The 21,212-nt window shown below is 63.3% G+C and carries 35 protein-coding genes; 1 reads left to right on the plus strand and 34 read right to left on the minus strand.

All coding sequences use genetic code 11. The features are described from left to right. Nucleotides 1–29: 29 nt before the first annotated feature. From VF769_RS02505 to VF769_RS02545, 9 genes are all read right to left on the minus strand, one after another. Nucleotides 30–1,493, minus strand: coding sequence for a Do family serine endopeptidase (locus tag VF769_RS02505; RefSeq protein ID WP_331006790.1), 1,464 nt, complete (start codon nucleotides 1,491–1,493; stop codon nucleotides 30–32). Between the two features lie 61 nt (nucleotides 1,494–1,554). Then, on the minus strand, nucleotides 1,555–2,019 hold the full coding sequence (locus tag VF769_RS02510; RefSeq protein WP_331006791.1) for an SRPBCC domain-containing protein: 465 nt from the start codon (nucleotides 2,017–2,019) through the stop codon (nucleotides 1,555–1,557). After that, nucleotides 2,016–2,351: a metalloregulator ArsR/SmtB family transcription factor gene (locus VF769_RS02515; protein ID WP_331006792.1), complete on the minus strand. Its 336-nt coding sequence runs from the start codon at nucleotides 2,349–2,351 to the stop codon at nucleotides 2,016–2,018. The genes VF769_RS02510 and VF769_RS02515 overlap by 4 nt, the downstream gene beginning before the upstream one ends. Continuing rightward, the gene (locus VF769_RS02520; RefSeq protein ID WP_331006793.1) at nucleotides 2,348–2,821 is read right to left on the minus strand and encodes a VOC family protein; all 474 of its coding nucleotides are present in this window, start codon (nucleotides 2,819–2,821) and stop codon (nucleotides 2,348–2,350) included. The genes VF769_RS02515 and VF769_RS02520 overlap by 4 nt, the downstream gene beginning before the upstream one ends. A gap of 114 nt (nucleotides 2,822–2,935) precedes the next feature. Next, nucleotides 2,936–3,355, minus strand: a complete 420-nt coding sequence (gene rplQ / locus VF769_RS02525; protein ID WP_331006794.1) for a 50S ribosomal protein L17 — start codon at nucleotides 3,353–3,355, stop codon at nucleotides 2,936–2,938. A gap of 35 nt (nucleotides 3,356–3,390) precedes the next feature. Next, a complete protein-coding gene (locus VF769_RS02530; RefSeq protein ID WP_349258084.1) occupies nucleotides 3,391–4,410 on the minus strand; it encodes a DNA-directed RNA polymerase subunit alpha in 1,020 nt (339 codons plus the stop codon). 64 nt (nucleotides 4,411–4,474) lie between these two features. After that, nucleotides 4,475–4,864: a 30S ribosomal protein S11 gene (gene rpsK, locus VF769_RS02535; RefSeq protein ID WP_135210229.1), complete on the minus strand. Its 390-nt coding sequence runs from the start codon at nucleotides 4,862–4,864 to the stop codon at nucleotides 4,475–4,477. Between the two features lie 12 nt (nucleotides 4,865–4,876). Continuing rightward, nucleotides 4,877–5,257, minus strand: coding sequence for a 30S ribosomal protein S13 (gene rpsM, locus VF769_RS02540; RefSeq protein ID WP_135210230.1), 381 nt, complete (start codon nucleotides 5,255–5,257; stop codon nucleotides 4,877–4,879). 111 nt (nucleotides 5,258–5,368) lie between these two features. Then, complete coding sequence (locus VF769_RS02545; protein ID WP_331006796.1) at nucleotides 5,369–5,785, minus strand: helix-turn-helix domain-containing protein; 417 nt, start codon at nucleotides 5,783–5,785, stop codon at nucleotides 5,369–5,371. A 75-nt stretch (nucleotides 5,786–5,860) separates the two neighbouring features. Between VF769_RS02545 and VF769_RS02550 the strand changes: the two genes are divergently transcribed. Then, nucleotides 5,861–6,427 (plus strand): NADPH-dependent FMN reductase, encoded by a 567-nt coding sequence (locus tag VF769_RS02550; RefSeq protein WP_331006797.1) that lies wholly within the window; start codon nucleotides 5,861–5,863, stop codon nucleotides 6,425–6,427. An 87-nt stretch (nucleotides 6,428–6,514) separates the two neighbouring features. On the opposite strand, the gene VF769_RS02555 is transcribed toward VF769_RS02550, so the two are convergent. The 25 genes from VF769_RS02555 to VF769_RS02675 form a co-directional block, all read right to left on the minus strand. Further along, entirely contained in the window at nucleotides 6,515–8,164 is a 1,650-nt protein-coding gene (locus VF769_RS02555; protein WP_331006798.1) for a hypothetical protein, read from the minus strand. Between the two features lie 32 nt (nucleotides 8,165–8,196). Continuing rightward, a complete protein-coding gene (locus VF769_RS02560; protein WP_331006799.1) occupies nucleotides 8,197–8,763 on the minus strand; it encodes an adenylate kinase in 567 nt (188 codons plus the stop codon). Further along, the gene (gene secY / locus VF769_RS02565) at nucleotides 8,760–10,112 is read right to left on the minus strand and encodes a preprotein translocase subunit SecY (protein WP_331006800.1); all 1,353 of its coding nucleotides are present in this window, start codon (nucleotides 10,110–10,112) and stop codon (nucleotides 8,760–8,762) included. The genes VF769_RS02560 and secY overlap by 4 nt, the downstream gene beginning before the upstream one ends. Before the next feature lie 64 nt (nucleotides 10,113–10,176). Next, entirely contained in the window at nucleotides 10,177–10,662 is a 486-nt protein-coding gene (gene rplO, locus VF769_RS02570) for a 50S ribosomal protein L15 (RefSeq protein WP_331006801.1), read from the minus strand. A 105-nt stretch (nucleotides 10,663–10,767) separates the two neighbouring features. Next, nucleotides 10,768–10,953, minus strand: a complete 186-nt coding sequence (gene rpmD / locus VF769_RS02575; protein ID WP_331006802.1) for a 50S ribosomal protein L30 — start codon at nucleotides 10,951–10,953, stop codon at nucleotides 10,768–10,770. A gap of 3 nt (nucleotides 10,954–10,956) precedes the next feature. Continuing rightward, nucleotides 10,957–11,658, minus strand: coding sequence for a 30S ribosomal protein S5 (gene rpsE, locus VF769_RS02580; RefSeq protein WP_349258082.1), 702 nt, complete (start codon nucleotides 11,656–11,658; stop codon nucleotides 10,957–10,959). A 10-nt stretch (nucleotides 11,659–11,668) separates the two neighbouring features. Beyond that, nucleotides 11,669–12,031, minus strand: a complete 363-nt coding sequence (rplR, locus tag VF769_RS02585) for a 50S ribosomal protein L18 (protein WP_331006803.1) — start codon at nucleotides 12,029–12,031, stop codon at nucleotides 11,669–11,671. Between the two features lie 3 nt (nucleotides 12,032–12,034). Further along, complete coding sequence (gene rplF / locus VF769_RS02590) at nucleotides 12,035–12,568, minus strand: 50S ribosomal protein L6 (RefSeq protein WP_331006804.1); 534 nt, start codon at nucleotides 12,566–12,568, stop codon at nucleotides 12,035–12,037. After that, nucleotides 12,568–12,963: a 30S ribosomal protein S8 gene (gene rpsH / locus VF769_RS02595; protein ID WP_331006805.1), complete on the minus strand. Its 396-nt coding sequence runs from the start codon at nucleotides 12,961–12,963 to the stop codon at nucleotides 12,568–12,570. Before rpsH ends, rplF begins: the two co-directional genes overlap by 1 nt. A 13-nt stretch (nucleotides 12,964–12,976) precedes the next feature. Beyond that, nucleotides 12,977–13,282, minus strand: coding sequence for a 30S ribosomal protein S14 (rpsN, locus tag VF769_RS02600; protein WP_331006806.1), 306 nt, complete (start codon nucleotides 13,280–13,282; stop codon nucleotides 12,977–12,979). Between the two features lie 50 nt (nucleotides 13,283–13,332). Next, nucleotides 13,333–13,887: a 50S ribosomal protein L5 gene (rplE, locus tag VF769_RS02605; protein WP_331006807.1), complete on the minus strand. Its 555-nt coding sequence runs from the start codon at nucleotides 13,885–13,887 to the stop codon at nucleotides 13,333–13,335. Beyond that, nucleotides 13,880–14,209: a 50S ribosomal protein L24 gene (gene rplX / locus VF769_RS02610; protein ID WP_331006808.1), complete on the minus strand. Its 330-nt coding sequence runs from the start codon at nucleotides 14,207–14,209 to the stop codon at nucleotides 13,880–13,882. Before rplX ends, rplE begins: the two co-directional genes overlap by 8 nt. Beyond that, nucleotides 14,209–14,577: a 50S ribosomal protein L14 gene (gene rplN, locus VF769_RS02615; RefSeq protein ID WP_325061109.1), complete on the minus strand. Its 369-nt coding sequence runs from the start codon at nucleotides 14,575–14,577 to the stop codon at nucleotides 14,209–14,211. Before rplN ends, rplX begins: the two co-directional genes overlap by 1 nt. A 3-nt stretch (nucleotides 14,578–14,580) precedes the next feature. Further along, a complete protein-coding gene (gene rpsQ, locus VF769_RS02620) occupies nucleotides 14,581–14,820 on the minus strand; it encodes a 30S ribosomal protein S17 (protein ID WP_331006809.1) in 240 nt (79 codons plus the stop codon). A 3-nt stretch (nucleotides 14,821–14,823) separates the two neighbouring features. Then, entirely contained in the window at nucleotides 14,824–15,033 is a 210-nt protein-coding gene (rpmC, locus tag VF769_RS02625) for a 50S ribosomal protein L29 (RefSeq protein WP_331006810.1), read from the minus strand. Then, on the minus strand, nucleotides 15,033–15,449 hold the full coding sequence (gene rplP / locus VF769_RS02630) for a 50S ribosomal protein L16 (protein ID WP_331006811.1): 417 nt from the start codon (nucleotides 15,447–15,449) through the stop codon (nucleotides 15,033–15,035). Before rplP ends, rpmC begins: the two co-directional genes overlap by 1 nt. A gap of 6 nt (nucleotides 15,450–15,455) precedes the next feature. Further along, complete coding sequence (gene rpsC / locus VF769_RS02635) at nucleotides 15,456–16,265, minus strand: 30S ribosomal protein S3 (protein ID WP_331006812.1); 810 nt, start codon at nucleotides 16,263–16,265, stop codon at nucleotides 15,456–15,458. After that, nucleotides 16,265–16,663 carry a 50S ribosomal protein L22 gene (gene rplV / locus VF769_RS02640; RefSeq protein WP_331006813.1) on the minus strand — a complete coding sequence of 133 codons (399 nt, stop codon included), beginning with the start codon at nucleotides 16,661–16,663 and terminating at the stop codon, nucleotides 16,265–16,267. The genes rpsC and rplV overlap by 1 nt, the downstream gene beginning before the upstream one ends. 1 nt (nucleotide 16,664) lies before the next feature. Then, nucleotides 16,665–16,943 (minus strand): 30S ribosomal protein S19, encoded by a 279-nt coding sequence (gene rpsS, locus VF769_RS02645; protein ID WP_331006814.1) that lies wholly within the window; start codon nucleotides 16,941–16,943, stop codon nucleotides 16,665–16,667. A gap of 4 nt (nucleotides 16,944–16,947) precedes the next feature. Continuing rightward, on the minus strand, nucleotides 16,948–17,784 hold the full coding sequence (gene rplB, locus VF769_RS02650; RefSeq protein ID WP_331006815.1) for a 50S ribosomal protein L2: 837 nt from the start codon (nucleotides 17,782–17,784) through the stop codon (nucleotides 16,948–16,950). 1 nt (nucleotide 17,785) lies between these two features. Beyond that, nucleotides 17,786–18,082, minus strand: a complete 297-nt coding sequence (locus VF769_RS02655; protein ID WP_331006816.1) for a 50S ribosomal protein L23 — start codon at nucleotides 18,080–18,082, stop codon at nucleotides 17,786–17,788. Beyond that, a complete protein-coding gene (gene rplD / locus VF769_RS02660; RefSeq protein WP_331006817.1) occupies nucleotides 18,079–18,729 on the minus strand; it encodes a 50S ribosomal protein L4 in 651 nt (216 codons plus the stop codon). The genes VF769_RS02655 and rplD overlap by 4 nt, the downstream gene beginning before the upstream one ends. 8 nt (nucleotides 18,730–18,737) lie before the next feature. After that, on the minus strand, nucleotides 18,738–19,547 hold the full coding sequence (rplC, locus tag VF769_RS02665) for a 50S ribosomal protein L3 (RefSeq protein ID WP_331006818.1): 810 nt from the start codon (nucleotides 19,545–19,547) through the stop codon (nucleotides 18,738–18,740). A 5-nt stretch (nucleotides 19,548–19,552) separates the two neighbouring features. After that, entirely contained in the window at nucleotides 19,553–19,867 is a 315-nt protein-coding gene (rpsJ, locus tag VF769_RS02670) for a 30S ribosomal protein S10 (protein ID WP_066774278.1), read from the minus strand. A gap of 301 nt (nucleotides 19,868–20,168) precedes the next feature. Continuing rightward, complete coding sequence (locus tag VF769_RS02675) at nucleotides 20,169–21,149, minus strand: GIN domain-containing protein (RefSeq protein WP_331006819.1); 981 nt, start codon at nucleotides 21,147–21,149, stop codon at nucleotides 20,169–20,171. Between the last annotated feature and the right edge of the window lie 63 nt (nucleotides 21,150–21,212).

The following is a 21,212-nucleotide window of genomic DNA, read 5'->3' on the forward strand; positions in this document are numbered from 1 at the left end:
GCTGGCGTGCTTTTGCCCCCGACCCAGCCTTAGAACCGGATCGTCGCCCGTTGGCCGTTACGCTCCAGGCCGATCACCCAGCCGCGGCCCTGCGCCATGGCGCGGTCGAGTTGGGCGGCGTCGCGGATCGGCTGACCATTGATCTCATCAATGATGTCGCCCGGCCGGAACCCAAGCCGCGCGGCCACGCCGCCGCGATCCAGCGCCTGGATGAAGACGCCGTCGGCGAACGGGTCGAGCCCGGAGGCTTCGGCCGTCGCCGGCGTCAGCGTCACCACGCGCGCGCCCGAGAGCGGATGGCGGCCCGTCAGCTCGCGTGGATCAGGCGCGCCGCCCGGCGGTTCTTCGGCGTTGGCCGTGAGTTCAACCTGGCGGCCGTCGCGCAGCACGGTCAGCGGCACGCGTGCGCCCGGACGCTGCGTGGCGAATTGATAGCGCACGGCCGCGTCATCGCGCACCTGCGCGCCGGCCACGGTCAAGATCACGTCGCCATTGCGCAGGCCCGCGCGTTCACCGGCCGAACGCGGGTAGAGCTCCGTCACCAACACCCCTTCCGGGCGCGGCAGACCCATCGAGCGCGCAAGCTCCTGCGTCATGTTCTGCAAGCGCGCGCCCAACCAAGGCCGCACCACACTCGTGCCGCCCGCCACGGCGGATTCCACCACGCGCCGCACCATCTCGGAGGGAATGGCGAACCCTATCCCGTTGGAGCCGCCGGTCTCCGAGAAGATCGCGCTATTGATGCCCACGAGTGCGCCGCTCATGTCCACCAACGCGCCGCCCGAATTGCCGCGATTGATGGCGGCGTCGGTCTGGATGAAGAAGGCATAGTCGGAAATGCCGACATCAGTGCGCGCCAGCGCGGAGATGATGCCGCTCGTGACGGTCTGTTCGAGGCCATAGGGGTTGCCGATCGCAAGCACGAGATCACCCACCTGCAAGCCGTTTTGCGTGTCGGCGAACGGCAGCGTCGGCATGCGCTCGCCCCCGGTATTGATGCGCAGGACCGCCAGATCGACTCGTGGATCGGCCAGCAGCAATTCGGCGTCAAACTCGCGCCGGTCGGCCATGACGACCTTCAGCGATTGCGCGCCTTCGATGACGTGATTGTTGGTGACGATGATGCCGTCGTTGCGGACGATCACGCCGGAGCCCAAAGATTGCTCCACGCGCGGCGCGCTGAAGCGTCCGAAGAACGGATCGCGCGCCATCGCCCGGCGTACACGTTGCGCATAGACGTTGACGACAGCCGGGCTGGCGCGGGTCACTACCGGGGCAAAGGAAAGCTGCACTTCGCCACGACTGCTGGGCGCGGCGCGCACCAGCGGTTCCGCCTGCACCAGCTGCAGAGAGGGCTCGCCGGCTTGCTGCTGCGCCGGCGCCTGAAACGTCTCCGAAGCGATCGGCGCTATAGCCAAGGCGCCGCCGGCGAAACCGGCAACCAGCGCGATGAAGGGAGACGCTTTGAGCAAACCCGCCCGGGTGATTTTCATGACTCAGCCTCGTTTTGCGGAGCGGATCATGCCCCGCCGCATGGCCGAAACGTGGCGAAGTTCAGACCGTGGGCAGACGGGCGCCGAGGCTTGCGAGCAAGGCGCGCCAATGCTCGGCCTGGCGCTGCTGAAACACCATTAAAGGAAAGCCATGACGGGCGACGTGGTCCTGGGGGATCGAAGCCCAGCCGCGATGTTCAACGGTGACGCGCGTCTCCGCGCCGACAGGTTCGAAGCGTATCGTAACCGTAGTTTCCTGCTCCGGGGCAAACGTCGCCTGGCGCCAGGTGAAAGCCAGCATCTCTCCAGGCGCCCACGCGCTCACCCGGCCGATCTCGAACACTTTTCCATTCGGCAGCGTCGTAATCAGCCGTTCCTGATTTTCAAAACTCAGCACGCCGTCGCCCCGGGGCGTGAGCTGGAAGAGCCCGTTCGGCCGCCACCAAAGCCCGATCTCCTGCGTGAAAACGGCAAACGCGTCGTCCGGCGTGGCCTTCACACGCAGCGAGACGATGACGGCGCTCACTTCCGCTTCTTCTCAATATGCGCCTTGAACGCCGAGAGCTGATCCATCCAAAGCCGTTCGGTGTCGGCGATCCATTTCTTGAGCTCGTTCATCGCGCCCGCCTTCAGCGTATAGATGCGCACGCGCGCGTCGAACTCAGGGTGCGTTTCCTCGACCAAGCCGCTTTGCTTCAACGCCCGCAGATGCCGGCTCATTGCCGGCGCGGGCAGCTTCAGCGCATCCGCCAGCTCGCCTGCGCGGCGCGGGCGCTCGCCCAGCAGCTCGACCACCCGCCGCCGCGCTGGGTCCGCCAGCGCGGCGAGCGTTGAATCGACATTGCGTTTGGCGCTCATAGACGGGTTTGCGTCTTCAAGCCGCCGCCCGCGGCCTTGTCCCATTCGGCGGGCGACATTTCCTGCACCGTGACGCCGAAGGTCCAGATGTGGCCTTCGGGATCGCGGGCGCGATAAGTGCGGTCGCCGTAGAATTGCGTACTGGGTTCCTGAATAATCTCGGCGCCGGCTTTCCGCGCATGCTCGCAATGCGCGTCGATGTCGGCGCCGCGCGCCAACTGCACATGCACGCTCTGCGTATTCTTGCCGCCCATCGATTTGGGGCTCTTGTGATCGGCGCTCCATTCATTGCCGACCATGACGACGCTGTCGCCGTATTTCATCTCCGAATGGGCGATGTTCTCATTCTCATCGAGAATCACCATCAGCGGCTCAAAACCGAACGCCTCCTCCAACCATCGAAACGCCGCCTTGGGATCGACGTAGGTGACGGCGCTGGAAAGCCCTTTCGGGCGATACAAATCTGACATGACGATCTCCTTACCCCGACCGACAATATTTCTATATTTTGATAAGTATGTCGTCAAACGAAAACGGGCCGCCGACGAGGCGACCCGTTCAAAAGTCAAAGACCAGTGCTGCGATCAGCCTTCGTCGGTGTAGATCGCTTCCGGACGCGGGCCGCTGTCTTGGCCGCGGGCGCTTTCATCGCGATCCACGAACTCGATCACCGCGAGCGGAGCGTTGTCGCCATAGCGGAAGCCCGCCTTCAGCACGCGCGTATAGCCGCCGGCGCGCGCCTTGTAGCGCGGCGCGAGCGTGTCGAAGAGCTTCTTGGTTTGGGTTTCGTCGCGCATGCGCGAGAGCACCAGGCGGCGCGCGCCCAGATCGCCCTTCTTCGCCAGCGTGACCAGACGCTCGACCACCGGGCGAAGCGCCTTCGCCTTCGGCAGCGTCGTCACGATCTGTTCGTGCTTCACCAGAGCGGCCGCCATATTGGCGAACATCGCCTGACGGTGGCTGGCCGTGCGGCCGAGCTTCTTATGTCCTGAACCGTGACGCATTGTCTTTTCCTCGCCGGGTCAGCCCCGGCTCTCCGTTAGATTTGGTCTTCGTACTTCTTGGCGAGATCTTCAATATTGTCCGGCGGCCAATTCTCGACCGCCATACCGAGGTGCAGGCCCATCGACGCCAGCACTTCCTTGATCTCGTTCAGCGACTTGCGGCCGAAGTTCGGGGTGCGGAGCATTTCCGCTTCCGACTTCTGGATCAGGTCGCCGATGTAAACGATGTTGTCGTTCTTCAAGCAATTCGCCGAACGCACCGAAAGTTCGAGCTCGTCGACCTTCTTCAGCAGCGCCGGATTGAACGGCAGATCCGGCTTCTCGCCGCCTTCCTTCTTCGCCTTCGGCTCTTCGAAGGTGATGAAGACTTGCAGCTGGTCCTGCAGGATGCGCGCGGCGTACGCGATCGCATCTTCCGGACGAATGGCGCCGTTGGTTTCGACTTCGATGATCAGCTTATCGTAATCGAGCACTTGGCCTTCGCGGGTGTTTTCCACGCGATAGGCGACGCGCTTCACCGGCGAGTAGATCGAGTCGATCGCGATGAGGCCGATCGGGGCGTCATCGGGACGATTCTTCTCGGCCGGGACGTAGCCCTTGCCGTTGTTGATCGTCAGTTCCATGCGGATCGAAGCGCCGTCATCGAGTGTGCAGATGACATGGTCGGGGTTCAGGATTTCCATGTCGGAAACCGTCTGAATGTCGCCGGCCTTCACTTCGCCCGGGCCCGTTTTCGTCAGCATGACGCGCTTGGGGCCTTCGCCGCGCATACGGATCGCGGTTTGCTTCAGGTTCAGCACGATGTCGGTGACGTCTTCGCGCACACCTTGGATCGAGCTGAATTCGTGCACCACGCCGTCGATTTGCACCGACGTGATCGCAGCGCCCTGCAGCGACGAGAGCAGAACCCGGCGCAGCGCGTTGCCCAGCGTCATGCCGAAGCCGCGCTCAAGCGGCTCGGCGATCAGGATCGCACGGCGCGCAGCGTCGTACGAATGCTCGATCACCGGCTTCTTCGGCCGGATCAGCTCGAGCCAATTCTTTTCAATCGACATCATGCTCATGGTTTTCCAATCAACAGGCGCTCGCGAACAACGCGCGCAACCCGACTGAGTCTAATTAGACGCGACGACGCTTCGGCGGACGGCAGCCGTTGTGCGGGATCGGCGTTACGTCGCGGATCGACGTCACGGTGAAGCCCACGGCCTGCAGAGCGCGCAGCGCGCTTTCGCGGCCCGAGCCCGGACCCGACACGTTCACTTCGAGCGTGCGCATGCCGTGCTCCATCGCCTTGCGGCCCGCATCTTCTGCGGCGACCTGCGCGGCGTACGGCGTCGACTTACGCGAGCCCTTAAAGCCCATCGTGCCGGCGCTCGACCACGAGATCGTGTTGCCTTGCGCGTCGGCGATCGTGATCATCGTGTTGTTGAACGAGGCGTTCACGTGCGCGACGCCCGTGACGATGTTCTTACGCTCACGCTTCTTAACGCGCGTTGCTTCCTTAGCCATTGCGGCGTGTCCTTACTTCTTGGTCGCTTGCTTCTTGCCGGCGATCGGTTTCGCCGGACCTTTGCGCGTACGCGCGTTCGTGTGCGTGCGCTGACCACGGACCGGAAGGCCGCGGCGATGACGCAGGCCACGATAGCAGGCCAGGTCCATCAAGCGCTTGATGTTGGTCGCGGTCTCGCGGCGAAGGTCACCCTCCACTGTGTAGTCGCGGTCAATGGTTTCGCGGATTTGGAGCACTTCTGCGTCCGTCAATTCGCTGACGCGACGTTCCGGCGTGATGCCGACCTTGTCGCAGATTTCCTTGGCGTAGTGACCGCCGATCCCATGGATGTATTGGAGCGCGATAACCACGCGCTTCTGGGTCGGAATGTTTACGCCGGCGATACGTGCCATGTGGCAGGGCTCCAAAACGCAATAGGCGCGACGCCGCCGGATCGTTTGATCCGGGGACATCGCGGTTCAGTGTTCGCGAAGGGCGTGGTTATAGCGGGGCGAAATGCCGCGTCAACCAGCGGAAACGCGCTTTTCCTGCGGCGGATCGGCATCCGCAGCAGCGTCAAATCGGGTGCGCGCCGCCATAATGCAAGGCTGGTGGCGCATCGCCCAATCGCCGAGCGCGGCGACCGGGATCAACAGGTCTTTTCCAAGGTCGGTCAGCTCGTAATCCACGCGCGGCGGGATACTCGGCGTCACCGTACGGCGCACAATACCGTCCCGCTCCAGACCGCGCAGCGTGAGCGTCAGCATACGCTGCGAGATGCCATTAATGCCGCGCTTGATTTCGTTAAACCTTTTCGGGCCGTGGCCGAGCATCATGATGATCAGCACGGTCCATTTGTCCCCTACCCGCGACAGGATCTCGCTGACCAGCCGGCAATCGGCGGAGGCCGGGTCGGGGACATGGGTGTTACCGGGTGACATTTTGGTGCCTTCTTGTCGGGTATCTGCAGGCACTCATATAGCCCTGGTCACCTTTTAATACCAGGGGATCAGAAAATGACCACCAAAGTCGCAGTTATCGTCGGCAGCCTCCGCAAGGACTCCGTCAATCGTCTCTTCGCCGAGGCGCTGGGCAAGCTCGCCCGCCCGAAGCTCCAGTTCCATTTCGTCGAGATCGGCGATCTGCCGCTCTATAATCAGGACCTCGAAGGCGACCTCCCCGCCCCGGTTCAGCGCTTCAAGCGCGAGATCGAAGCGGCTGACGCGGTTCTCCTCGTCACCCCGGAATTCAACCGCACCTTCTCGGCCGCGCTGAAAAACGCGATCGAATGGGGCAGCCGCCCCTGGGGCAAGAATTCCTGGGCCGGCAAGCCTGCCGCCATCATCGGCGCGACCCTGGGCGCGGTCGGCACCGCCGCGGCGCAATCGCAGCTCCGCAGCGTCGCTGGCGCGATCGGCCTGCACGTCATCGCCAACCCGGAAATCTACATCAGCTTCCAGGAAGGCCAGGTGGTGAATGGCGAGATCGCCGAAGGCGGCTTGAAGCAGCTGCTGAACGGCTGGGTCGACGGCTTCAGCGAATGGATCGGCCGCCTCACCGGCCCGGTCCGCGCCGCCGCCTAAAAGCTCAAGCCGCGCGTCCCTTCTCACCCTCGTCTGGATGTGCGCAAGCCCGTCTCGCTACCCCCGGAGCGAGACGGGTTTTTTCTTTTAGAGACGCCCTGCGCGCTCAAGCTGAAATATCGCGATCTCCAGCAACGACGCACGTTCGCGCGTATCCAGCGGCAAGTTTGGGCCTCGCGCCAGTTCAACGAACGCTTGCTCCAACATGCGATCGGTACGCGACGCATCACCCATACGCGCGCGTACCTCGGCAATACGAAGCGCCGACGACGTCGCGGCGCGAAGTGTTCTCGCCTCGTTTGAATTGCGCGACAGCGTCAGGAGACGTTCCGCGCATGTCTCCGACCAAGTGGCGCGCGGTTCTGACCAACCACCAAGTTCGGCGCACATGCGCAAAAACTCCGCGCGTCCGCGCTCGGAGGAAATGTGCGCCAGGTGCACGTCGAGATATTGCACCCCTCTTCCTCTGGCGAAATCGGTTGAGAGATATCCAATCGCAGATCCGCGCACCGTGGCCGCCCAGCCGCGCTCCACGTCGCCGATTTCTGTGAACATTTCCATCACTGCGCCGGATGCGCAGAATGGCCGATCGCCGCCGCAGCCGCCGCCATTGGCAAATTGTTCAGCCACGCGCGGAACCCAGAACTCCGCGAGTTCACGCGCGTTGGCGGATTGATCCAACAGGAGCCAGCCATGAACCGCAGCGCTCGCGGCGACTATTGAGCGCACGCTGCTTGTATCTCTGCCGGCGGAATCGAGCTGTTGCGTATAGCGCAAGACTTGTTCGCGCCGTCCTGCGCTCATCAGAGCATCCAAAGCGCGCGCAACGCTAATCTCGGTGAGTGGGCCGCCTTCCTCATCGCGCCGCTCAACGACGATCCGAGCCATCGCCGCGATCACTTCGGGACGACCATCATCGACAGCGAGCGACACAATCTCACCCCTGAGCGTCGCGAACCGTGGCCGCCACCGTTGCTCCAACGCACTCATTGGCGTGGCCGCGATGCGGATTGCTGCATCGACGTCGCGCACCAGCACGGCCGTTTCCAATTGCGCCAAGATCGGTGGGCCGGGAAAGCGCGCCATCACGCGCCGCGCGGCGTCAATGTCGTCGAGTTGCATGTAGAAACGCGCCATCGTCTGCGGATGGGCGGACTCGGTTGGGGCGTTCTCCGCCTCGCAAGCTTCGACGGCGGCGCGCGCCAATGCCAAACTCGGCCGCGGCGTGCGCGGACGAGCCGCGCGCTCCGCCTCCGTGCCGTAGGCGCGCCAGATGTCGTTAAAGCGCATGCAGCGCGCGCCCGCGCCGCCCTGGTCGCCACCCATTGTCTCGACGCCGACGCGGCCGCGCACAAATTGCAGGGCTTCCGCAGGCGTCGCGCCATTTCGATCGGCGACGATCGCAGCCGCGACCGCGGCGTCTGTGGCGTCGAGATGACCATAGACCATGCGCGTCGACGCGTATGGAATGTGCGCGTATTGCCCGCCTACGCGCCCCACCCCAGCCTCGCCCAAAGCACGCAGCACGTCCTCCGCGCCAGCGAGACGCCAATCAGCGGCGTACGGCGAATGCGTTGGGAAATTCGCGAGCGCGCGTAGAATGCAGACCGGCTGGTCCTCGGCGCTGCGGCACGCCGCGATGTCGTGCGTGGAGGTCCGATCAAAGGCAGCAGGTTGCTGCGCCGAAGCCACGCTCTGGAACGCGGCAACAAAGAACGCCGCGATAAGCCATCGCATTATCATCATGCATCCCCCACGAGGGATACACGCTAAGCGCGATCGAGCGTTCCGGCAATTGCGCGCGCCACGGTTTCGACGTCGGCCATGCCGTCGACGCCCGTCAGCTTGCCTTGCTTCTCGTAGTACGGCACGAGCGGCGCGGTCTGCGCGAAATACGCATCGAGGCGCACTTTGTACGCTTCGGGATTGTCGTCGGCGCGGCCTTCTTCTGCGAAGCGCTTGGCGATGCGCGCCATCAGCTGCTGCGAATCCACTTCCAGACGAATGACGCGGTCGATCTGTTTGCCATGCCTGGCCAGCATTGCATCGAGCGCTTCGGCTTGCGCCACCGTGCGCGGGAAACCGTCAAAGATGAAACCCGGCGCGCCCTTGTTGTTGGCCAGCGCTTCTTCGATCAGCGCGATCACGATCTCATCGGACACGAGCGAACCCGAATCCATGATCGCTGCAACTTTGGTCCCGAGTTCTGAACCCGACTTGCGCGCCGCGCGCAGCATGTCGCCGGTCGAAAGTTGAACGAAGCCCCGCTCAGCCGTGAGCCGCTTCGCCTGCGTGCCCTTCCCGGCCGCAGGCGGGCCGAACAGGATCAGGTTCATTTCTTGAGTACTCCTCCCCCGCTGCCGCGCAGTTTCGACTTCTTGATCAACCCTTCATATTGGTGGGCGACCAGGTGCGATTGGATTTGCGCGACAGTGTCGAGCGTCACCGAGATGACGATCAGAATTGACGTGCCGCCGAGATAGAACGGCACCGCGTAATACGAGATCAGGATTTCCGGCAGCAAACAGACCAGCGTGATGTAGGCGGCGCCGATGACGGTGAGACGCGTCAGCACGTAGTCCAGATATTCGGCCGTTTTCTTGCCCGGCCGAATGCCCGGCAGGAAGCCGCCATACTTGCGCAGATTGTCCGCCGTCTCTTCCGGGTTGAACACAATCGAGGTGTAGAAAAAGCAGAAGAAGATGATGCCGATGGCGTAAAGCGCCATGTGGCCGATCTTGCCGTAGCCGAAATAGGCCTCAAACGTCGTCAGCCATTCCGGCGCATTCGCGCCCATCCCAGCGAAGCTGGCGATCGTCGTCGGCAGCAAGAGCAGAGAAGAGGCGAAGATCGGCGGGATCACGCCGGCCGTGTTGATCTTCAGCGGCAAGAACGAGCTCTCGCCCATGAACATCCGATTGCCCTGCTGGCGCTTCGGATATTGCACCACCAGACGGCGCAGCGAGCGTTCGATGAACACCACGAACACGATCACCGCCAGCATGACGGCCAGGATCGCGAAGATCGCGAACGGATTGATGTCGCCGGTACGCGCCAGCGCGAGCGTTTGGAACACGACGCGGGGCATTTCAGCGACAATGCCTGCAAAGATGATGAGCGAGATGCCGTTGCCGACGCCGCGCGCCGTCACCTGCTCGCCGATCCACATCAGGAACATCGTCCCGCCGGTCAGCGTGATCATCGTGGAGGCGATGAAGAACAAGCCCGGATTGGTCACCACGCCCGCGCTCGATTGCAGGCCGATGGCGATGCCATAGGATTGCACGATCGCCAGCACCAGCGTGAGATAGCGGGTGTATTGGTTGAGCTGCTTGCGGCCGACTTCGCCTTCTTTTTTCAAACGCTCAAGCGACGGTACCGACGTGGCCATCAGCTGAACGATGATCGAAGCCGAGATGTAAGGCATCACGTTCAGGGCGAAGATCGCCATCCGCTCCACGGCGCCGCCGGAGAACGTGTTGAACATGCCGAGGATGCCGCCCGCCTGCTGTTGGAAAGCATTGGCGAACGCCGCGGGATCAATGCCCGGAATCGGGATGAAGGTGCCGACCCGATAAACAATCAGCGCGATCAGCGTGTACCAGATGCGCTTCTGGAGATCGGTGGCCTTCGCGAACGCCGCGAAGTTGATGTTTTGAGCGAGTTGCTCTGCGGCTGATGCCATGTGGGCGCGCTGCTCCGAATCTTAGCCGGCGAGGCCGGCATACTCCCCGTCCGGAGAGCGAACCTTAGGCGGCTGCTTCGTCCGCCGTAGGCGGGTTCAGCAGCGTCACCTTGCCGCCGGCCTTCTCGACCGCAGCAATTGCCGCCGCCGAAGCGCCCGAAACGGTGATGTTCACTTTGGCTTTCAGCTCGCCGCGCGCAAGGAGGCGCACGCCGTCTTTCTTACGGCGCAGCACGCCGGCTTCGACCAGCGTGTCTTCGGTAATCTCGCTCTTCGCGTCGATCTTCTTGTTATCAATCGCGTTTTGCAGCGTGCCCAGATTGATCCACTGCGTCGTCTTGCTGTTGAGCGCGTTGAAGCCGCGCTTCGGCATACGCATGTGAAGCGGCATCTGGCCGCCTTCGAAACCATTGATCGACACGCCGCGGCGGGACTTTTGCCCCTTCACGCCGCGTCCGCCCGTCTTGCCCTTGCCCGAGCCGACGCCGCGACCGACGCGCATCAGCTTCTTGGTGGAGCCCGGATTATCGGCCAGTTCGTTGAGTTTCATGTCGCTTACGCTCCGAGGCGAATAGCGAATGGCGAAGTGCGAAGAGAGCTGACGGCTCCAAGATCGCTGGCTTCCCCTATTCGCTACTCCCTACTCACTATTCGCTTATTTTACGATTTCGACCAGATGGTTCACTTTGCGGATCATGCCGTGGATCGACGGCGTGTCCTCAAGCTCAACCACTTGGTTCGCGCGCTTCAGGCCGAGACCCAGCAGCGTCGCGCGTTGATCGCCTTCACGGCGGATGGGGCTGCCGATGCGGCGCACCTTGATGGTTTTCTTCGCAGCCATTTATCAGCCCTCCGCCGGCACGTCGCCCATGCTCGCGCCGTCCTTACGACGGGCGACCACGTCCGACACCTTCAGGCCACGACGGTTCGCAACCTGACGCGGCGAGGTTTGGTTTTTCAACGCGTCGATCGTCGCGCGCACCATGTTGTACGGGTTCGACGAACCCTTCGACTTGGCGACCACGTCCGACACGCCCAGCACTTCGAGCACGGCGCGCATCGGGCCGCCGGCGATGAGGCCCTTACCGGCCGGCGCTGCACGCAGCATCACCTTGCCAGCGCCCCAACGGCCGTCGCCGTCATGATGCAGCGTGCGGCCTTCGCGCAGCGGCACGCGGATCATCGTCTTCTTGGCTTCTTCGGTCGCCTTGCGGATGGCTTCCGGCACTTCGCGCGCCTTGCCGTGGCCAAAGCCGACGCGGCCTTTCTTGTCGCCCACCACGACGAGCGCGGCGAACGCGAAATTCTTACCGCCCTTCACCACCTTGGCGACGCGGTTGATGGCGACCAGCTTGTCGACCAGTTCGCCTTCCGCCCGCTCTTCAGGCGCGGCGTTGCGATTGCGGTCGTCGCGGCGCGGGCCGCGATTGCCGCCCGGGCCACCAGGACCACGGCCGCCGCCAGCGCCGCCGCGGCGCTGGCCGCGCGGACGTTGCTCGGAACCTGTGGCGTCGGCCGGCGGGCCGCCTGCGGTTTCGTCGGTCATCGCTTCTTCCTCAGAACTCGAGACCGCCCTCACGGGCGGCGTCGGCCAGCGCTTTCACGCGGCCATGAAACACAAAGCGGCCGCGATCGAACACGACGCTCTTCTTGCCAGCGGCAAGGGCGCGTTCGGCGATCAGCTTGCCAATGGCGGCGGCGCCTTCCTTGTCCGAGCTCTTCTTGCCGGACTTCTTGAAAGCTTCGTCTAGCGTCGAGGCGGACGCGACGGTCACGCCCTTCTCGTCATCGATGAGCTGCGCCGAAATGTGCTTCGATGAACGAAACACGGAAAGGCGCAGGCGGCCTTCGCCAGCCAGCTTCTTGAGCCGCGAACGGTTGCGTTGGGCCCGGCGGGCCGATGGATCAAGCTTGCGCATGGCTTACTTCTTCTTGCCTTCCTTGCGGCGAATACGTTCGCCGACATAGCGCACGCCCTTGCCCTTGTAGGGCTCCGGCGGACGGTAGGAACGGATTTCGGCGGCGGCCTGGCCGACAGCTTGCGGGTCGATGCCGCTGACCTTGATTTCGGTCGGCTTCGGCGTCGCCAGCGTAATGCCTTCCGGCGCCTGGTAGATGATCTCGTGGCTGTAGCCGAGCTGCATTTGCAGGTTCTTGCCCTGCATCGCCGCACGATAACCAACGCCGGTCATTTCCAGATTCTTTTCGAAACCCTCGGAAACGCCCTTCACGTTGTTGGCCAGCACAGCGCGCGTCGTGCCCCACAGCGCGCGGGCGCGCGGGGTCTCGTGGCGCGGCTTCACCGTGAGCTCGCCATTGCCGAACGCGACTTCGACATCGTCGTGCGCGCGGAAATTCAGCGTGCCCTTCGGGCCCTTCACGCTCACCTCTTGGCCCTTCACCGTGACGGTGACGCCATTCGGGGCGGGGATCGGTTTCTTGCCGAGGCGGGACATTAGTAGACCTCGCAGAGGATTTCGCCGCCGACATTGGCGTCGCGCGCGGCGTTGTCGCTCATCACGCCCTTCGGCGTGGAGAGGATCGAGATGCCAAGACCGTTGCGCACCAGGCGCAGGTCCTTGATTGAGGAATAGACGCGGCGGCCCGGCTTCGACACGCGCTGGATCTCGTGGATCGCCGGCGCGCCTTCGAAATACTTCAGCTCGATCTCGAGTTCCTTGTGGCCGTTGTTCTCGACCTCACGGAAATCGCGGATGTAGCCTTCGTCCTTCAGCACGTTGAGCACGCGCACGCGCAGCGTCGAAGCGGGCGACAGCAGCTTGGAGCGGCCGCGCATCTGCGCATTGCGGATGCGGGTGATGAGATCGCCGACGGGATCGTTCAGATTCATATGATCCCTCCCCTTACCAGCTCGACTTGACCATGCCCGGGATCTGGCCGCTCGAGGCCAGCTCACGGAGCGCGATACGCGACAGTTTCAGCTTGCGGTAGAACGCACGCGGACGGCCCGTCAGTTCGCAACGATTGCGCACGCGCGACGGCGCGGAATTGCGCGGCAGCTGCGCCAGCTTCAGACGCGCGTCGAAGCGTTCTTCCAGAGGAAGGTCTTCGTTCAGCGCGGCCGCACGCAGCTTGGCGCGGCGCGCGGCGTACTTTTTCGCCAAGCGTTCACGCTTCTTGTTGCGTTCGATAGAGCTTGTCTTCGCCATACTCTTTCACTCTCTCCCGATGCGTTCTGGGGTGGATCAGCTCGCGCCGATCAGTTCCGGAACGGGAAATCGAATTCTTTCAGCAGGGCCTTGGCCTCGGCATCGGTGCGCGCGGTGGTGCAGACGATGATGTCCATGCCCCAGATTTGGTCGATCTGGTCGTAGTTGATTTCCGGGAACACGATGTGTTCCTTGACGCCCATGGCGTAATTGCCGCGGCCGTCGAAGCTCTTGCCGTTCAGGCCGCGGAAGTCCTTCACGCGCGGCAACGCAATCGTCACCAGGCGGTCGAGGAACTCGTACATGCGGTCCTTGCGCAGCGTGACCTTCGCGCCGACATTCATGCCTTCACGAAGCTTGAACGCCGCGATCGATTTGCGCGCCTTGGTCGGCACCGGCTTTTGACCCGAGATCGCCGTCAGCGCTTGGATCGCCGAAGTGAGCTTCTTCGAATCGGCCGTGGCTTCGCCAACGCCCATATTGATCACGATCTTGTCGAGACGCGGGATCTGCATCTCGTTCGTGTAGTTGAACTGTTCGCGCAGGCTCTTCTTGATCTCGTTCTTGTAACGAGTCTTCAGCCGCGGCTCGTAAGCCTCAGACATCGATCTGCACTCCAGAACCCTTCGCGACGCGGACTTTGCGGCGCTGGGCGCCCTCGCCCACGAACTTGAAACCAACGCGCGTCGCCTTGCCCGTTTGCGGGTCGCGCAGCGCGACGTTCGAAATGTGAAGCGGCGCTTCCTTGGCGATCACGCCGCCTTGGGGATGCGCAACGCTCGGCGCGGTATGGCGCTTGGCCATGTTCACGCCCTCGACAACGACACGGTTCTCTTCGGTAAGAACCTTCAACACCTTGCCGGTGCGGCCCTTGTCCTTGCCGGCGAGCACGACGACGGTGTCGTCCTTCTTAATACGAGCGGCCATTAGAGCACCTCCGGGGCGAGCGAGATGATCTTCATCTGGTTCTTCGCGCGCAGCTCGCGCGGCACCGGTCCGAAGATACGCGTGCCGATCGGCTCGCCTTGGTTGTTGATCAGCACCGCGGCGTTCGAGTCGAAGCGAATGGTCGAGCCATCCTTGCGCTTGATGTCCTTCGACACCCGCACGACGATCGCCTTACGCACATCGCCCTTCTTGACCCGGCCGCGCGGCATCGCTTCCTTCACGGACACGACGATGATGTCGCCCACGGTGGCGTAACGGCGCTTGGAGCCGCCCAGCACCTTGATGCACATCACGCGCTTGGCGCCGCTGTTGTCGGCGACGTCCAGATTGGTTTGCATCTGGATCATGGCTTACGCTCCGACGCGGCCGACCACTTCCCAGCGCTTAAGCTTGGACTTGGGCGGGCATTCTTGAATGGTGACGACTTCACCAGCCTTGTAGGCGTTGGCTTCGTCATGGGCGTGGAACTTCGCCGAACGACGAACCGTCTTCTTGAGAAGCGGGTGCAGATAGGTGCGTTCCACCTGCACGACGACAGTCTTGTCGCCCTTGTCGCTCACAATCGTTCCCTGCATCACGCGACGTGGCATGGCTTAAACTTTCGCTTTCGGTGACTTCTCACGCAGCACGGTTTGCACGCGCGCGATCGCACGGCGAACTTCGCGCATACGCGAAACCTTTTCGAGCTGACCCGTGGCTTGCTGGAAGCGCAGGTTGAACTGCTCCTTCTTCAGCTTGCCCAGCTCTTCCTTCAGACGGGCGGAGTCCATCTCACGGACGGATTTGATATCGGCGTCAGCCATTAGAGACCCTCCATCCGCGCGACGATCTTCGTGCGAACCGAAAGCTTCGCCGCGCCCAGGCGCAGCGATTCACGGGCGACCGCTTCCGGCACGCCGTCGATTTCGAACATGATCCGGCCAGGCGCGACGCGCGCGGCCCAGAATTCCGGCGCACCCTTACCCGAACCCATTCGGACTTCGACCGGCTTCTTCGACACCGGCACGTCCGGGAAGATGCGGATCCAAACGCGGCCTTGGCGCTTCATCTCACGCGTGATCGCGCGGCGGGCCGCTTCGATCTCGCGCGCATTCACGCGGTTCGGCTCAAGCGCCTTCAGGCCGAATTGGCCAAAGTTGAGAGCGGCGCCGCCCTTGGTGTTCCCTTTGATCCGGCCCTTGTGGGCGCGGCGGAACTTGGTTTTCTTAGGCTGCATCATGACGGGTTAGCCTTCCGAATCCGAAGCGGCGTCTTCGCCGCCGCGCGGCGGACGACGGCCGCGACGCGGGCGATCGGCGCCCGGACGATCTTCACGCGGCGCACGCGGGCCGCGGTCATCACGATCACGACGCTCACGGCTTTCGCCGGTTTCCAGGGCGCGCTTGTCTTGCGCCATCGGATCGTGCTCGAGGATCTCGCCTTTGAAGATCCAAACCTTCACGCCGATCTTGCCGTAGGCCGTGTCGGCTTCGGTGAAACCGTAATCGACATCGGCGCGCAGCGTGTGCAGCGGCACGCGGCCTTCACGGTACCATTCCATGCGCGCGATTTCCGCGCCGCCCAGACGGCCCGAAACATTGATACGAATGCCTTGCGCGCCCAAGCGCATGGCCGATTGCATCGCGCGCTTCATGGCGCGGCGGAACGCAACACGGCGCTCGAGTTGTTGGGCCACGCCTTCAGCGACCAGGTTCGCATCGGTCTCCGGCTTGCGGACTTCGACGAGGTTCAGGTGAACCTCCGCGCCCGGCGCCATCTTCGAGAGCTCCTTGCGGAGCTTTTCGATGTCGGCGCCCTTCTTGCCGATCACGACGCCCGGCTTGGCGGTGTGAACGGTGACGCGGCACTTCTTCAGCGGGCGCTCGATGATGATCTTCGAGATACCGGCCGCCTTCAGCTTTTCGCGGACGAACTGGCGGATCTTGAGGTCTTCGTGCAGCAGGCGCGCGTAGTCCTTCGTGTTGGCGTACCAACGCGAATCCCACGTGCGGTTGACGCCGAGGCGCAGACCGATCGGATTGACTTTCTGACCCATTACGCGGCCTCAGCGGTTTCGGGCTGCTTCGTGGTGTCACGAAGCACGATGGTGAGTTGGGAGAACATCTTTTCGATGCGGACGCCGCGGCCGCGAGCGCGGGCGTGCATACGCTTCATGGTGATGTTCTTGCCGACATGCGCCTGGGCGACCACGAGACCGTCGACATCGAGGCCGTGATTGTTTTCAGCGTTGTCGATTGCCGATTTCAGGCACTTCAGCACGTCCTTGGCGATGCGCTTTTGCGAGAAACGCAGTTCGTTCACCGCCTTCTCAGCGCTCAGACCACGGATCGACTGCGCGACCAGATTGAGCTTTTGCGGGCTGATACGAAGCGTGCGCAGAACTGCGCGCGACTCGTTCGAGGCCTGCTTCGGAGGAGCCTTGGGCTTGCTCATCTTACTTCCTCTTGGCCTTCTTATCGGCGCCGTGGCCGAAATAGTTCCGCGTCGGCGCGAATTCGCCGAGCTTGTGGCCGACCATGTCCTCACTCACCAGCACCGGCGTGAATTGCTTGCCGTTGTGAACTTGGAAGGTGAGGCCGACGAATTGCGGCATGATGGTGGAGCGGCGCGACCAGGTCTTGATCTGCTCACGACGGCCGCCGGCGGCAGCCTTCTCGGCCTTCGCGAGCAGATAACCGTCGACGAACGGGCCTTTCCAAACTGAACGCGGCATCTCGTTAGCTCACTTTCTTCGAGTGACGGCGACGGACGATCAGACGATCCGACGGCTTGGTCTTGCGGGTCTTCGGACCGCGGGTCTTCTTGCCCCACGGCGTAACGGGGTGACGGCCGCCGGAGGTCTTGCCTTCGCCGCCGCCGTGCGGGTGATCGACCGGGTTCATGGCGACGCCACGAACCGTCGGCTTGCGCCCGAGCCACTTCGAGCGGCCGGCCTTGCCCCAGACTTCGTTCATGTTGTCGGGGTTCGACACGGCGCCAATCGTGGCCATGCAAACGTCCTGCACCATGCGCACTTCGCCCGAGGCCATGCGGATCTGGGCATAGCCCGCGTCACGGCCCACGACTTGAGCGTAGGTGCCGGCCGAGCGCGCCATTTGCGCGCCCTTGAGCGGCTTCAGCTCGATATTGTGAACGATCGTGCCGACCGGGATGGCCTTCAGCGGCATCGCATTGCCCGGCTTCACGTCGACCTTCTCGCCAGCAACGACCGTGTCGCCAACCTTCAGGCGTTGCGGCGCGATGATGTAGGCCAGCTCGCCGTCAGCGTACTTGATCAACGCGATGAAGGCGGTGCGGTTGGGATCGTACTCGAGCCGCTCGACCGTCGCTTCCACGCCCCACTTGCGGCGCTTGAAGTCGATCTTCCGGTACGTACGCTTGTGACCGCCGCCGTGACGGAACGCCGTGACGCGGCCGGCATTGTTGCGGCCGCCGGACTTGGTCAGGCCTTCGGTCAGCGCCTTGACCGGCTTACCTTTGTGCAGCTCACCGCGATCGACGATCACGAGCTGGCGGCGACCCGGCGAGGTCGGGTTGAATGTCTTAAGCGCCATCTCAGAGCCCCGTCGTCACGTCGATGGAATAACCGTCGAGCAGGGTGACGACCGCGTTCTTGTGGTCGCTACGCTTGCCCGGGACGCCACGGAAAAACTTGGTCTTGCCTTTGCGGACGATGGTGTTCACCGCGCCCACTTTGACGTTGAACAGTTTTTCAACGGCTTCCTTGATGTCTTTCTTGGTCGCGCTGAGCGGCACGCGGAAGACAACCTTGTTCTGTTCAGACAGAACCGTGGCCTTCTCGGTGATCACCGGCGCGATGATGGTGTCGTAATGCTTGTTGAGCGCGCTCATGCCGCAGCTCCCTTAGCTTCGGTTTTCTTGAAGCGCTCGTGGATCGCGTTCACAGCGTCCTGCGTGAGCACCAGCTTGTCGGCGCGCAGGATGTCGTAAACGTTCAGGCCAGCGTTCGGCAGCACATCCACATGCGGGATGTTGGCCGCCGCGCGGGCGAAGTTTTGATCCACCTCGGCGCCGCCGATGATGAGCGCCTTTTCAAGCTTCAGGGCCGCGAGCTGCTTCTTCAGCGCCGCCGTCTTCGGCTCTTTCACCGCGATCGTGTCGATCACGACGAGGTCGCCCGAATTGACCTTCGACGACAACGCATGGCGCAGCGCCAGCGCACGGAACTTCTTCGTCAGATCGTGCGTATAATCACGCGGCAGACGATTGTGGGCGTGACCACCGCCGCGGAAGATCGGCGCGTTCTTCGAGCCGTGACGCGCGCCGCCCGTGCCCTTTTGCTTATAGAGCTTGGAGTGCGTGACCGACACTTCACCGCGCGATTGCGTCTTGTGCGTGCCGGCGCGGCGCTTGGCGAGTTGGTACTTCACCATGCGCTGCAGGATGTCGCCACGGACTTCCTTGATGCCGAAGATCGCGTCGTCGAGATCGACGGAGCCGGCCTTCTTGGCGTCGAGAGTTTGAACGTCGAGTTTCATGTCCGCCCTCACTCAGCCGCGGCTTGCGCTTGGCGAACGCCAGCAGGCTTCGGCGCTTCCTTCGGAAGGGCCGCCTTCGCGGCGTCGCGCACTTCCACCCAGCCGCCCTCGGCGCCCGGCACAGAACCACGGACAAACAAAAGCCCGCGATCGGTATCGATGCGGACGATCTGCAGATTTTGAGTCGTGACGCGTTCGTCGCCCAGGTGGCCGGCCATCTTCTTACCCTTGAAGACCTTGCCCGGATCCTGACGCTGGCCCGTCGAACCATGCGAACGGTGCGAAACCGAGACGCCGTGCGTGGCGCGCAGACCGCCGAAATTCCAGCGCTTCATCGCGCCGGCGAAACCCTTACCGATCGTAATGCCCGAGATGTCGACCTTCTGGCCGACAACAAAATGGTCGGCGCTAATTTCGGCGCCGACCGGCAGAAGGTTGTCCTCGGAGACGCGGAACTCGCGCACGATCGCTTTCGGCTCTACTTTCGCGCGCGCGAATTGACCGCGCTCGGCTTGCGTCGCGCGCTTCGCCTTGGCGGCGCCAGCGCCGAGCACAACGGCGTTGTAGCCATCGCCTTTCGGCTCGCGCGCCGGAGCTTCGCGCTTCTCATTCTTGCGCGACTTCTTCGGCTTCAGCGCAACGGCTTCACCGGCGGAATTCTTGAACTCTTCGGCGCCAACCGTACGGCGGGCGACGACTTGGCAGCCGGCGAGATCGAGCACGGTGACCGGCGTATGCGCGCCGTCTTCACCGAAGACGCGCATCATGCCGACTTTGCGCGCGATGACGCCAGTGCGACGGGATTGCTCTTGAGCCATCGCTATCAACCCAGCACTTGGATTTGGACGTCAACGCCAGCGGAGAGGTCGAGCTTCATCAGCGCATCGACCGTCTGCGGCGTCGGTTGGACGATATCCAGCACGCGCTTGAACGTGCGGATCTCAAATTGCTCGCGGCTCTTCTTATCGACGTGAGGCGAGCGGTTCACGGTGAACTTTTCAATGCGCGTGGGGAGCGGCACCGGGCCGATGACCGTCGCGCCGGTGCGCTTCGCCGTCGACACGATCTCCTTCGCGGAAAGATCGAGCGTGCGGTGATCGAAGGCTTTCAGCCTGATCCGGATATTTTGCTGCATCATCACCAGAATTCCCGAATGCGCCCAACATCTCGCCGGACGCAAAACACGACGGCGCGCCTGCTTCGGCCCGCCGACGAGAAAAACGCCGCCCGAACCGGACGGCGCTCGAAGACGTATGGATCGCAAAAAACGCTGCCGAGGCGGGGCGTTGACCCCGCGCATTCCCAAATAGCCATTCAGGCTGTGGGCTGGCGCCGCGAAGCTTGCGAACCGCGTCTAAGCACGAGTGCTTACGGCCGGCTCGAAGGGGGGTGTCCTACAGAGGTGAATCGGGGGCGTCAAGGCGCGTTTTGCGCTTCTGTCACTCGCCCACGCGCACGTCTCCCGGCCCCACCACATTCTTGGTTATTGTGCCGGTCACCGCACGCGCCGAAACCGTGCCAACACCTGCAATATCCGCGTCAATATCGCCCACCGTGTTGGCGACGTCGACATCGCCAGACCCCACCATAGAGACGTTCAGCGTTTGCACGGGCGCCGCGATCTCGACGCCGCCGGCGCCAGCCGTATCGATCTCCGCCACTGTCACGGCGCCGCCTTGCACGACGATCTCACCGGCGCCGACAGAATCGACATTCAGCTGCCCAGTCAGCGAGGCGATGGTCACATCGCCCGCCCCGCCCAGATTGATTTGCGCATACTCGCGTACCGCGCCGACGTTAATGTCGCCCGCGCCCACCGAATTCACATTCAAAGTCTGAGCGCCCCCGGCATTGACCTGGCCCGCGCCCGCCATGTCGAGTTCAAGCGCGCCGGCCACCTCCCCGATCGTCGCCGCGCCGCAGCCCAGCATGTCGAGATTCACGCTCTCGGCGGCGGCGATCTCAGTTGTCCCCGCGCCGCCGCGATCCATCACCAGCGCCCGCGGCGCCCGGATCGTCACCGTCGGCAAATTGTCGGAGGTGATGGGGTCGTAACCATCCAGTGTCGCCGTGCCGTCATCCTGGCAGCTGCGAATGCGTCCGCGCAGGCGGCCATCAATCGTCACGACATCGCCTTCCGCCTCCACCGTCGGCATGGGCACGCCGCCCGGGCTTGCGATCTCGATCAAGAAGTCGCTCCGGTCCTCCGGCGTGACCACGACCCGCCCGACCAGATGGCGGACCCGCAGCGTCTGGCCGGCGAAGGTCTGCGGCTCAAGCCGCCCCGGCTCCGTGGAGACGATCTCGGCGGTTCCCATGCCCTCGCCGATGTGGATGCCATAATCGCCGTCGCCGACCAGCGCTTTGATGCCGAAAATCACCGCGATCACGATCGCCGCGACAAAAACGAACCGCTCCATCAGCTTCTCCCTCGCGCGCCAGCGCGGGCGCCTTTGCTCTCCAGATGCGCCCAGGAGGGGGCT

It is taken from the genome of Vitreimonas sp., assembly GCF_036392335.1.
In the GTDB taxonomy this organism is placed as follows: Bacteria; Pseudomonadota; Alphaproteobacteria; order Caulobacterales; family Aquidulcibacteraceae; genus Vitreimonas.

Bases quoted from the DNA above. Each gene is read 5' to 3' on its own strand.
- VF769_RS02505 (WP_331006790.1), bottom strand. From the start codon at position 1,493: ATGAAAATCACCCGGGCGGGTTTGCTCAAAGCGTCTCCCTTCATCGCG.
- VF769_RS02515 (WP_331006792.1), bottom strand. From the start codon at position 2,351: ATGAGCGCCAAACGCAATGTCGATTCAACGCTCGCCGCGCTGGCGGAC.
- VF769_RS02520 (WP_331006793.1), bottom strand. From the start codon at position 2,821: ATGTCAGATTTGTATCGCCCGAAAGGGCTTTCCAGCGCCGTCACCTAC.
- rplQ (WP_331006794.1), bottom strand. From the start codon at position 3,355: ATGCGTCACGGTTCAGGACATAAGAAGCTCGGCCGCACGGCCAGCCAC.
- VF769_RS02530 (WP_349258084.1), bottom strand. From the start codon at position 4,410: ATGTCGATTGAAAAGAATTGGCTCGAGCTGATCCGGCCGAAGAAGCCG.
- rpsK (WP_135210229.1), bottom strand. From the start codon at position 4,864: ATGGCTAAGGAAGCAACGCGCGTTAAGAAGCGTGAGCGTAAGAACATC.
- rpsM (WP_135210230.1), bottom strand. From the start codon at position 5,257: ATGGCACGTATCGCCGGCGTAAACATTCCGACCCAGAAGCGCGTGGTT.
- VF769_RS02545 (WP_331006796.1), bottom strand. From the start codon at position 5,785: ATGTCACCCGGTAACACCCATGTCCCCGACCCGGCCTCCGCCGATTGC.
- VF769_RS02550 (WP_331006797.1), top strand. From the start codon at position 5,861: ATGACCACCAAAGTCGCAGTTATCGTCGGCAGCCTCCGCAAGGACTCC.
- VF769_RS02555 (WP_331006798.1), bottom strand. From the start codon at position 8,164: ATGCGATGGCTTATCGCGGCGTTCTTTGTTGCCGCGTTCCAGAGCGTG.
- VF769_RS02560 (WP_331006799.1), bottom strand. From the start codon at position 8,763: ATGAACCTGATCCTGTTCGGCCCGCCTGCGGCCGGGAAGGGCACGCAG.
- secY (WP_331006800.1), bottom strand. From the start codon at position 10,112: ATGGCATCAGCCGCAGAGCAACTCGCTCAAAACATCAACTTCGCGGCG.
- rplO (WP_331006801.1), bottom strand. From the start codon at position 10,662: ATGAAACTCAACGAACTGGCCGATAATCCGGGCTCCACCAAGAAGCTG.
- rpmD (WP_331006802.1), bottom strand. From the start codon at position 10,953: ATGGCTGCGAAGAAAACCATCAAGGTGCGCCGCATCGGCAGCCCCATC.
- rpsE (WP_349258082.1), bottom strand. From the start codon at position 11,658: ATGACCGACGAAACCGCAGGCGGCCCGCCGGCCGACGCCACAGGTTCC.
- rplR (WP_331006803.1), bottom strand. From the start codon at position 12,031: ATGCGCAAGCTTGATCCATCGGCCCGCCGGGCCCAACGCAACCGTTCG.
- rplF (WP_331006804.1), bottom strand. From the start codon at position 12,568: ATGTCCCGCCTCGGCAAGAAACCGATCCCCGCCCCGAATGGCGTCACC.
- rpsH (WP_331006805.1), bottom strand. From the start codon at position 12,963: ATGAATCTGAACGATCCCGTCGGCGATCTCATCACCCGCATCCGCAAT.
- rpsN (WP_331006806.1), bottom strand. From the start codon at position 13,282: ATGGCGAAGACAAGCTCTATCGAACGCAACAAGAAGCGTGAACGCTTG.
- rplE (WP_331006807.1), bottom strand. From the start codon at position 13,887: ATGTCTGAGGCTTACGAGCCGCGGCTGAAGACTCGTTACAAGAACGAG.
- rplX (WP_331006808.1), bottom strand. From the start codon at position 14,209: ATGGCCGCTCGTATTAAGAAGGACGACACCGTCGTCGTGCTCGCCGGC.
- rplN (WP_325061109.1), bottom strand. From the start codon at position 14,577: ATGATCCAGATGCAAACCAATCTGGACGTCGCCGACAACAGCGGCGCC.
- rpsQ (WP_331006809.1), bottom strand. From the start codon at position 14,820: ATGCCACGTCGCGTGATGCAGGGAACGATTGTGAGCGACAAGGGCGAC.
- rpmC (WP_331006810.1), bottom strand. From the start codon at position 15,033: ATGGCTGACGCCGATATCAAATCCGTCCGTGAGATGGACTCCGCCCGT.
- rplP (WP_331006811.1), bottom strand. From the start codon at position 15,449: ATGATGCAGCCTAAGAAAACCAAGTTCCGCCGCGCCCACAAGGGCCGG.
- rpsC (WP_331006812.1), bottom strand. From the start codon at position 16,265: ATGGGTCAGAAAGTCAATCCGATCGGTCTGCGCCTCGGCGTCAACCGC.
- rplV (WP_331006813.1), bottom strand. From the start codon at position 16,663: ATGAGCAAGCCCAAGGCTCCTCCGAAGCAGGCCTCGAACGAGTCGCGC.
- rpsS (WP_331006814.1), bottom strand. From the start codon at position 16,943: ATGCCGCGTTCAGTTTGGAAAGGCCCGTTCGTCGACGGTTATCTGCTC.
- rplB (WP_331006815.1), bottom strand. From the start codon at position 17,784: ATGGCGCTTAAGACATTCAACCCGACCTCGCCGGGTCGCCGCCAGCTC.
- VF769_RS02655 (WP_331006816.1), bottom strand. From the start codon at position 18,082: ATGAGCGCGCTCAACAAGCATTACGACACCATCATCGCGCCGGTGATC.
- rplD (WP_331006817.1), bottom strand. From the start codon at position 18,729: ATGAAACTCGACGTTCAAACTCTCGACGCCAAGAAGGCCGGCTCCGTC.
- rplC (WP_331006818.1), bottom strand. From the start codon at position 19,547: ATGGCTCAAGAGCAATCCCGTCGCACTGGCGTCATCGCGCGCAAAGTC.
- rpsJ (WP_066774278.1), bottom strand. From the start codon at position 19,867: ATGATGCAGCAAAATATCCGGATCAGGCTGAAAGCCTTCGATCACCGC.
- VF769_RS02675 (WP_331006819.1), bottom strand. From the start codon at position 21,149: ATGGAGCGGTTCGTTTTTGTCGCGGCGATCGTGATCGCGGTGATTTTC.